Here is a 5914-nt window from a genome sequence, read left to right on the forward strand (position 1 = left end):
GGTTCATATAGGCCCGGTGGGTGAAGGCGGCCTGGCCGGCGGCGACGTTCGAGGCCTTGCCGCTCCATGCCTTTTGCGGCGCGGCCTGCAGCGCGCGGCCATAGGAGAAGGTCAGCTTCCACGGATGCGGGCCGATGGCATTGATGGCGTTGAGGTTGGCCGTCGCTTCCTCGTCCTCCTGCCCGCCGGACAGGAAGGCGATGCCCGGCACTGCCGCCGGCACCACTTCGCGGAACAGTTTTATCGTCTTTTCGGCGATTTCCTCGGGGCTGTCGGTCCTGCCCGACTTCTTGCCGGAGATGACCATGTTGGGCTTCAGGATCGAGCCTTCCAGCACGACGCGCGCCGCGTAAAGCTCGTCATAGAGCTTGACCAGCGTCGCCTTGGTGACGTCGTAGCAGGTGTCGATCGAATGCGCGCCGTCCATCAGCACTTCCGGCTCGACGATCGGCACGATGCCGGCCTCCTGGCAAAGCGCGGCATAGCGGGCCAGCGCATGGGTGTTCGAGGCGATCGAGTTGGCCGAGGGTACGCCCTTGCCGGTGTCGATATCGATCACCGCGCGCCATTTGGCGAAACGGGCGCCGAGCTTGTAGTAATCGGCAAGCCGCTCGCGCAGGCCGTCGAGGCCCTCGGTGATGGTGTCGCCGGGAAAGCCCGCGAGAGGCTTGGCGCCGAGATCGACCTTGATGCCCGGAATGGAACCGGCCGCCTTGATGATGTCGACCAGCGGCGTGCCGTCGGCGGCCTTCTGGCGGATGGTCTCATCGAAGAGGATGACGCCGGAGATGTAGTTGGACATCGCTTCCTTGGCGCGGAACATCATCTCGCGATAGTCGCGCCGGTTGTCGGCGGTCGATTCGACGCCGATGACGTCGAAACGTTTCTTGATGGTGCCGGAGCTCTCATCGGCAGCCAAAAGGCCCTTGCCGCCGCTCACCATCGCGGTGGCGATATCTTCGAGACGTTCGCTCATGGGTGCTCTCCTACGCTGCGTTTGTTCCGCGCTAGCAGAACATTATCGCCAAAGGAATGACCCCGGAAAGCGCGAATCGATTGAAAGCCGCGCTGGCTTTGCCTTGTCTCGGATTGTTTACCGCTTCAGCACTTCGACGCCGGGCAGCGGCTTGCCTTCCATCCATTCGAGGAAGGCACCGCCGGCGGTCGAGACATAAGTGAAGTCGTCGGCGACGCCGGCATGGTTGAGGGCGGCCACCGTGTCGCCGCCGCCGGCGACCGAGACCAGCTTGCCTGCCTTGGTGCGGGCGGCCGCGTGCTTTGCCGCCGCCACCGTGGCGCGATCGAAGGGCTCTATCTCGAAGGCGCCGAGCGGGCCATTCCACACCAAGGTCGCGGCGCGGTCGATCCAGTCGGTAACGCTCTGCACGGTCTTTGCGCCGACATCGAGGATCATGCCGTCCGCCGGCACGGCATCGATGGCAACGGTCTCGCTCGCGGCACCCGCCTTGAATTCCTTGGCCACCACGCCGTCGGCGGGCAGGATGATGGCGCAGCCAGCTTCCGCCGCCTCGATCATGATCTGCTTGGCGGTGCCGGCAAGGTCGTGCTCGCAAAGCGACTTGCCGACATCGGTGCCACGCGCGGCCAGGAAGGTGTTAGCCATGCCGCCGCCGATCACCAGCGCGTCGACCTTCTTCACCAGGTTCATCAAAAGGTCGATCTTGGTCGAGACCTTGGCGCCGCCGACAATGGCGACCACCGGCCGTACCGGATTGCCGAGACCCTTTTCCAGCGCGTCGAGCTCGGCCTGCATGGTGCGGCCGGCATAGGCCGGCAGCCGGTGCGCCAGGCCTTCGGTCGACGCATGCGCGCGGTGCGCGGCGGAGAAGGCGTCGTTGACATAGATGTCGCCATTGGCGGCGAGCTTTTCCGTGAAGGCCGGGTCATTCTTCTCCTCGGCCTTGTAGAAGCGGGTGTTTTCAAAGAGCAGCACGTCGCCGTCCTTCATGGCGGCAACGCCTTCGGCGGCTTTGTCGCCGATACAGTCGGCGGCGAAGCGGACGGGGAGGCCGAGAACCTCCGCCGGGGCCCTGGCGATCGGCTCCAGCGAGAATTCGGCCGACGGACCATCCTTCGGACGGCCGAAATGGGCAAGCAGGATGACCTTGGCGCCTTTCTTCGAGAGTTCGGCGATGGTCGGCGCGATGCGCTCGATGCGAGTGGCGTCGGTCACCTTGCCGTCGGCGACGGGAACGTTGAGGTCGACGCGCACCAGGACGCGCTTGCCGCTGACGGCGCCGATGTCATCGAGTGTCTTGAAGCCGGCCATGATCCGTTCCTTCCTGGTGCGTTGACGCAATTCCGGACGGAAAGCCGCCCACATCTTTCATGGAATTGCTCTAGCGAAAACGCGGGGACCTTACCCGGCAGCGGCGGCGATGCAAGAGCCGCGTTAAAGCGCGCGCGCAAAAATGATGTCGCCATGAGACATCAGCCTTCGCCGGTTGCCTTTTGCTCGCCCGGTGCCGGCGCCACGGGATCGATCGGCACGTCCTCGACCGGCTGCTTTTCCACCGGCCTGCGCCAGTTGCGGATCAGCGCCGCTATGCGATCGCCGATCTCGCCGGCGCTCATGAACACCGGCACGCGCGCCACCTGCGCGGTCGGCTCGAAGGACAGGCCGAGCCCGGTGATCCGGCCTTTCTCGTCGACGTCGCGCACGATCAGCTCGATCGGCCCGATCATCACGCGGTCGGCATATTCGGCATGGCCGCCGAGCCGCTCGGTAACGAGCGCCGCGACGGTGAGCTTCTGTTCGGCCTCGGTAAGGCCAGGCCCATAGGCCGCTTCCAGCTCCGCCGCGGAGCGGGCCGGATCGACGGCAAAGGCGCCGAAGAAGTCGGCGTCCTCGGGGTCGACCACGGCGCGGCTGGCGAACAGCTTGTCGAGCAGGCGCGGATAGCGATCCGGCACGAAGATATAGACCTGGTCGCCAGCGGTGAGACGGCCCATGTCCTGGAAGCGCATCGAGCGGCCGTCGCGCAGCACCAGCGAGGGCCTTGCCCAGCGCGGGATGCGCTCGCCGCGCGCCACCGGGCTGCCGGGTGCGACGCGATAGGCAAGCAGTTCGTGATGGGCTGAGCCCGGCAGTTCGAGCTCGACCTTGTCCAGGGGCCCGAGACGCGCCGGCACGATCAGGCCGAGGCGGCGCGCCAGCGGCCCGACCGTCCAGCCCTGCACCACCAGCGACACTAGCACAATGATGAAGGCGGCGTTGAAGATCAGGCGGCCATGCTCCAGGCCGCCGAGCAGCGGCGTGATGGCAAGCAGGATCGAGACCGCGCCGCGCAGGCCGACCCAGGACACGAAGGCGACCTCGGGACGCGGCAGGCGGAAGGGGATCAGGCAGAGCCAGACGGCCAAAGGCCGCGCGACGAAGATCAGGAACAGGCCGAGCAGCACCGCCGGCACCAGGATCGCCGGGAACTGCGAGGGTGTGGCGAACAGGCCGAGGATCAGGAACATGATGATCTGCGCCAGCCACGACATGCCGTCCTGGAAACGCCTCAGGATGGTGACGGCGCGGATGTCGGAATTGCCCGCGATCAGCCCGGCAAGGTAGACGGCGAGGAAGCCTGAGCCGCCGACCGCGCCGGCGGCGGCAAACACCATCAGCGACAGCGTCAGCACGAAGATCGGCAGCAGGCCGTGATCCAGGTTGAGCCGCTCGACCAGACGCACGATGCCGAAGCCGCCGAGGACGCCGATCACGGCGCCGAGCCCCATATTGGCAAGAAAGCCAAGAAGGAGATTGGCGGCCAGCACGTTGGCCTCGGGGTTTGCATGCGCGGCGATGATCTCGACCAGGGTGATGGTGAGGAAGATGGCGATCGGGTCGTTGGTGCCGGATTCCACTTCGAGCGTCGAACGCACGCGCTCGCGCAGATGGATCTCGCCGGCGCGCAGCAGGAAGAACACGGCGGCCGCGTCGGTCGAGGCGACGGCGGCGCCGAGCAGGGAGGATTCCAGCCAGCTGAGCTTGAGAAAATAGGAGGCGGCGACGCTGAAGATGCCGGTGGTCAGGATGACGCCTATAGTGGCCAGCGACAATGCCGGCCCGGCCGCTTGCTTCAGTGCGTTGAGCGGGGTGCCGAAACCGGAGTCGAACAGGATGATGGCCAAAGCCAGTGAGCCGGCAAAATAAGCCAGCCGCGCATTGTCGAATTCGATGCCGAGGCCGTCGACGCCGGTGGCAAGCCCGATGCAGAGAAAGAGGAGCAGCAATGGAGCGCCGAAGCGGAAGGCGATCAGGCTCGAAAACGCGGCGGCAACAATGAGCGCAGTGCCGACCAGCGTCACAAGATAGATCGCATGCTCCATCCGCCAGTGCCCCTCAAGTCCCTCTCATTTGTCGATTTACGGGAGAGTGGGGCGAAGACATGACCAGTGCAAGGCAACAGCGTGGTTTTTTGGATTCTGCTGGCGTGGGGAAATGGAGGAGCCGCTTTCCTCTCGTCATCCACGGGCGGAGCGACTGGTGTTGCGGCTAATCTCCACGGCATGCGGAACCGCCGAGACTAAAACGAAAACGCCCGGCCGGAGCCGGGCGTTCGAAACTGCTTAGCGAGCCTGGATCAGGCGATGGTCTTGCCGAAGGCGACGGCGGTGTCGCCCATGCGGTTCGAGAAGCCCCATTCATTGTCGTACCAGGACAGCACCGAGACGAAATTGCCGTCCATGACCTTGGTCTGGTCGAGGGCCACGATCGAGGAGTGCGGATCGTGGTTGAAGTCGATCGAGACGTTCGGGTGATGGGTGACCGAGAGCACGCCCTTGAGCTTGCCCTTGGAGGCGGCGATCAGCGCTTCGTTGATCTCCTGCGGCGTGGTCGAACGCTTGGCGACGAACTTCAAGTCGACCACCGAGACGTTCGGGGTCGGCACGCGGATCGAGATGCCGTCGAGCTTGCCCTTGAGGTCGGGCAGGACCAGGCCGATCGCCTTGGCGGCACCGGTCGAGGTCGGGATCTGCGACAGCGCCGCGGCGCGGGCGCGGTAGAGGTCCTTGTGCATGGTGTCGAGCGTCGGCTGGTCGCCGGTGTAGGAGTGGATCGTCGTCATCATGCCCTTCTCGATGCCGACGGTCTCATGCAGCACCGCCGCCAGCGGCGCCAGGCAGTTGGTGGTGCAGGACGCGTTCGAGATGACGATGTGGTCCTTGGTCAGCTTGTCGTGGTTGATGCCGTAGACGACGGTGAGGTCGGCGCCTTCGGCCGGGGCTGAGACGATGACGCGCTTGGCGCCGGCGGCGAGGTGCGCGGCCGCCTTGTCGCGGGCCGTGAAGATGCCGGTGCATTCGAGCGCGATGTCGACGCCGAGTTCCTTCCACGGCAGCTGGGTCGGATCCTTGATCGCGGTGACCTTGAACTTCTCCTTGCCGACCGAGATCTGGTCGCCGTCGACGGTCACCTCATGCGGGAAGCGACCATGCACGCTGTCGTAGCGAAGCAGATGCGCGTTGGTCTCGACCGGGCCGAGGTCGTTGACGGCGACCACGTCGATATCCTTGCGGCCGGATTCATGGATGGCGCGCAGGATGTTGCGGCCGATGCGGCCAAATCCGTTGATGGCAACTCTGACGGTCATTGTTTTCTCCCTAGGGACTGGGGGCGATTGGGTCCGCTGCTTCATAGCGGCCATGAGCCAAAGAATCCAGCCGCAGAAGGTCGAACTTAAATCGATTAGGTTAGTCCAGCATGGCCGAGCCGCCTATTTGCGGCCCCGCGAATTGACGCAGCCGGTCAGCCGTGCAGACGAGTCTCGACCGCTTTTGCCGCGGCCTCGGCGGTGATGCCGAAATGCGGATAGAGTTGCTCGATCGAGCCGGAGGCGCCAAAACCGTGCATGCCGATGAAGACGCCGTCGGTGCCGATCAGGTGGTCCCAGCCCTGGCG

The 5914-nt window shown here is 65.2% G+C and carries 4 protein-coding genes; all 4 read right to left on the minus strand.

All coding sequences use genetic code 11. The features are described from left to right. Positions 1-976 (minus strand): class I fructose-bisphosphate aldolase (locus tag EOA27_RS18430; RefSeq protein WP_127256849.1); only part of this gene is annotated, 976 nt, incomplete at its 3' end. A 117-nt stretch (positions 977-1093) separates the two neighbouring features. Further along, positions 1094-2290 (minus strand): phosphoglycerate kinase, encoded by a 1197-nt coding sequence (locus EOA27_RS18435; protein ID WP_127256851.1) that lies wholly within the window; start codon positions 2288-2290, stop codon positions 1094-1096. Between the two features lie 161 nt (positions 2291-2451). Beyond that, positions 2452-4341 carry a potassium/proton antiporter gene (locus tag EOA27_RS18440; protein WP_245466908.1) on the minus strand — a complete coding sequence of 630 codons (1890 nt, stop codon included), beginning with the start codon at positions 4339-4341 and terminating at the stop codon, positions 2452-2454. Between the two features lie 254 nt (positions 4342-4595). Then, the gene (gene gap / locus EOA27_RS18445; protein ID WP_126080833.1) at positions 4596-5606 is read right to left on the minus strand and encodes a type I glyceraldehyde-3-phosphate dehydrogenase; all 1011 of its coding nucleotides are present in this window, start codon (positions 5604-5606) and stop codon (positions 4596-4598) included. Positions 5607-5914 lie beyond the last annotated feature (308 nt).

Source organism: Mesorhizobium sp. M2A.F.Ca.ET.037.01.1.1 (genome assembly GCF_003998075.1).
Taxonomy (GTDB): domain Bacteria; phylum Pseudomonadota; class Alphaproteobacteria; order Rhizobiales; family Rhizobiaceae; genus Mesorhizobium.

Excerpts from the sequence above, each read along its gene's own strand:
- EOA27_RS18435 (WP_127256851.1), bottom strand. The coding sequence starts at position 2,290 with ATGGCCGGCTTCAAGACACTCGATGACATCGGCGCCGTCAGCGGCAAG.
- EOA27_RS18440 (WP_245466908.1), bottom strand. The coding sequence starts at position 4,341 with ATGGAGCATGCGATCTATCTTGTGACGCTGGTCGGCACTGCGCTCATT.
- gap (WP_126080833.1), bottom strand. The coding sequence starts at position 5,606 with ATGACCGTCAGAGTTGCCATCAACGGATTTGGCCGCATCGGCCGCAAC.